Raw genomic sequence first — 3,163 nt, forward strand, 5'->3', positions numbered from 1 at the left:
AAATTCCAAAGCAAAACAAAACTTTTTTAAGTACACAAGAAGACTCTTTTCCAAAAGAAGTTCGTAAATTTTCAGAGGATTACAACAACATAATAAGAAATGATTTTTATGAAATACCGATGATTCCTACTGAATTACAGATTACAAGCAAAAAAGATTCTTCCCATAGTACATCTTACTTAGTTGAACTTCATAATAGCGAAAATGAAATTACTGATGACTCTGTACAATTAACTCCATCAGACCGTTTTTATGTGCTGTTAAATAAACAAAAAACAAAAATATCAAAAATAGTATATGAAGGGCAGAATTTTTTCACATTTACAGTCACACTAAAGGCTCTTAATTTACAGCAAGAACCAGAAATTCATAATATGTTTTTAGAAATAGATAAACGTAGAGCGATGAATCTTCTTAATTTTGAAATTAAAGCCCATACTAAAGAATGGAAAGTAATATTTAAAAGTGATAGTTCTCATTCCAATCTTCCTATCACATTTACTTTTGAAAAACGAACAGGCAAAGTATAAAAATAAAAAGAGTTATTTTCTTTGAAAAATAACTCTTTTTATTTTACTTACTCCAAATCTTTCTCCCCGCTTGGGCATCAATATAACGAATTTCCCGCCTACAATTAAAAGGTTCTTTATGTTTTTCATCTGTCGTTTGTTTGTAAAGTAGTTTGTATTTCGTTTCCTCTGCATCATGATCTAAAAACCATTCTAATTTAACTCGGATAGCCTCTCTGTATATTTCTAACGCTTTTTCTTTAGTTACTTTTGGTGTTATTTCATATGTGAGCAATTCTTTTATAAAGTTGCTAGACTCCCCCGAGTAGTGCATAACAGCACCATTTTCTGCATTGATGTTAATCATAAATTGGTTATACTCTGCCGGAATATCATTTATATATACAGAAAAGATAAATCTTTCAATCCCATCTTCTGCTTCTTCACGTTCCTCCCAAAGACGCAGATATTGTGTGATATCTGGAATAACTCGTTCTAAAAATTGAAGTGCTTTTTGTAAACATTCCTCTCTAGACAGTATTTGCTTTACTTCTTTATCATCTGTCAGTTTTATAAAACCAGTTAATTCATTGGTTAATTTATCAATTTTAACGCTAACTAAATTATTATATTTCAACATCGGTAAATGCTTTTTAAAGAATTCATTCATTAAATATGGATCCTTTTCTTCTTTCTGTTTTTGTAATTCCTCTTTCGGAACAAATTTCATCCTTATTTCATCATCATTTTCTGTCTCATCTACTTTTGTAAAACCTTCTTTATTCCAGTCAAATAATTCGAATACGTCACCTCGTTCGTTACCTTTTTTCGATTTTTCAACAGCTACAGCCGAAGGTAATTTATAATGATCTAGTCCAAATAAATCTTTACCTGTACTTGCATCAATAAACGCATGACTAGGCTCTGGTTCATATACAAGCTGGTACCCTTTTACTTCTTCCCCGCTTTTATACTCACATGAAGAGTATGTTAAATCTACAAATACAAGTCTCATATCTTGTCTAGCTTTCAAATTTTCTAAAACGATATTCTCCTCAACAATTTCACTTGGCCATAACGGTTTTTTCTCTATAGCTTTTTGTCCATTGTAATGAAAATGCACAACATTACCTGAAGGGTGCACTCGCACAACGCACCCTGTATTCGGCAATGGATAGCTATTCACTTCTTGCATATAATTTACTTCTTTCCAACCGCGCCTGTCGTCCTTAACCGTTACATATGTATAGAATTCATATCCTTCTTTTGTATATTTTTTCAAGAACGCATTTGCAATCTCTCTTGCCTTCTTCTCCTCTATCGCTTCCTTGCCACTTGAAAAAGAATTTTCATCATCTATCCTAAATTCAATTAAATTACCAGTATGTCTATTTAATGTAATTTGTATCTGTTTCTCCTCATCATCTTTATGTGCCCACCACAATAAATGATACGGGTCATCAACCCCTTCTTGATCATCTACAACAAGCCTATAATCACCTGGAATATCAATAATATGAGCCACTTGCTCTTTTCTTTCTTTATCTTTTTGATTCATCATACCGCTCCCTTTATTACAATTTAAGGTAATTATAACAAACAAAACCAAAGAACTATAAAAAAAGACTAGAGATATCTCTAGTCTTCTACTTCGTTTCACGATGTAACGTTACTCGCTTTAATCGTGGACAATATTTTTTTAATTCGATGCGTTCTGGATTGTTTCGTTTATTTTTTTTAGAAATGTAATTACGATCACCGCTCTCCGTACAAGCTAATGTAATATTTACACGCATATTTAATTCTCCTTTCTTTCAAAAATCGCAACTAAAACGTAATGATTACGATTTATATATTATAAAACTTCATTCCATTTGTCAATTGCAAAAACAAGAAGATTCCATTTAGAATCCCCTTGTTTTTATAGTTAAATAAATTTTCTCCCGCATTAACGGGCAGTAAGCCCCCCACTGATTAAAAGTTTCACTTTATTAAAACGATTCGTATGTAACAAACTCACTAATCGGCTTTCGATATCCTCGTGGGCGAGTTTTAGTCGTATCACTTTTTCCTATCGTAATCATTAAAACAGGTACTATATGCTCCGGCATATTTAATTCACTTTGTACTGCTTTTTCATCGAAACCAATCATTGGACATGTATCATAGCCATAATATTTAGCTGCGTACATAAAAGTCATCGCGCTTAACGAAGCATTTCTAATCGCTTCATCCTCCATGAAACGCTCTCCTTTTCCTTCATATAAACCTTTCGTTTGCCTAATTGTATCTTCATATTCACATTCATCAATCATTTTTAAAACTTTCATACCGAAGTAAATATTTTCAACATTTTGGTATGCTTTTTTATCACCACAAACGAGCACTACCGCTGATGCACTCGATACTTTATATTGACCGAAAGCTAATTCTTTTAATCTTTCTTTTCGCTCTTGATCACGAATTACAACATAATGTGTGTGCTGCAAATTATAGCAAGATGGAGAAAGCTTAGTTAACTCAAATATCTTTTTAAAATCCTCATCAGGGATTTCTATACCTTGTATAAATTTCATTGCAGAACGTCTAGCAATTGCTAATTCTTCAAAGTTCACCATATATCCTCCTCGATAACTGTAAATTTAAATATACAT

Annotated in this window: 3 protein-coding genes and 1 pseudogene; 1 reads left to right on the forward strand and 3 read right to left on the reverse strand. The window is 32.2% G+C overall.

The annotated features are described in order from the left end of the window. A pseudogene (locus ACQGS6_RS25445) lies at nucleotides 1-530 on the forward strand (hypothetical protein); the annotation flags it as partial. A gap of 43 nt (nucleotides 531-573) precedes the next feature. Here ACQGS6_RS25445 and ACQGS6_RS25450 read toward each other — a convergent pair. The 3 genes from ACQGS6_RS25450 to ACQGS6_RS25460 form a co-directional block, all read right to left on the reverse strand. Next, a complete protein-coding gene (locus ACQGS6_RS25450) occupies nucleotides 574-2,067 on the reverse strand; it encodes a YcdB/YcdC domain-containing protein (protein ID WP_074626539.1) in 1,494 nt (497 codons plus the stop codon). An 88-nt stretch (nucleotides 2,068-2,155) separates the two neighbouring features. After that, nucleotides 2,156-2,305 (reverse strand): 50S ribosomal protein L33, encoded by a 150-nt coding sequence (gene rpmG / locus ACQGS6_RS25455; RefSeq protein WP_001265621.1) that lies wholly within the window; start codon nucleotides 2,303-2,305, stop codon nucleotides 2,156-2,158. Nucleotides 2,306-2,500: 195 nt separating this feature from the next. Continuing rightward, nucleotides 2,501-3,127 carry a nitroreductase family protein gene (locus tag ACQGS6_RS25460; RefSeq protein WP_000245978.1) on the reverse strand — a complete coding sequence of 209 codons (627 nt, stop codon included), beginning with the start codon at nucleotides 3,125-3,127 and terminating at the stop codon, nucleotides 2,501-2,503. Nucleotides 3,128-3,163 lie beyond the last annotated feature (36 nt).

The organism is Bacillus sp. GMs2/2 (assembly GCF_050172095.1).
Classification (GTDB): domain Bacteria; phylum Bacillota; class Bacilli; order Bacillales; family Bacillaceae_G; genus Bacillus_A; species Bacillus_A cereus.

What these genes read in the sequence shown, in the direction of transcription:
- ACQGS6_RS25450 (WP_074626539.1), bottom strand. Translation starts at nt 2,067, where the DNA reads ATGAATCAAAAAGATAAAGAAAGAAAAGAGCAAGTGGCTCATATTATT.
- rpmG (WP_001265621.1), bottom strand. Translation starts at nt 2,305, where the DNA reads ATGCGTGTAAATATTACATTAGCTTGTACGGAGAGCGGTGATCGTAAT.
- ACQGS6_RS25460 (WP_000245978.1), bottom strand. Translation starts at nt 3,127, where the DNA reads ATGGTGAACTTTGAAGAATTAGCAATTGCTAGACGTTCTGCAATGAAA.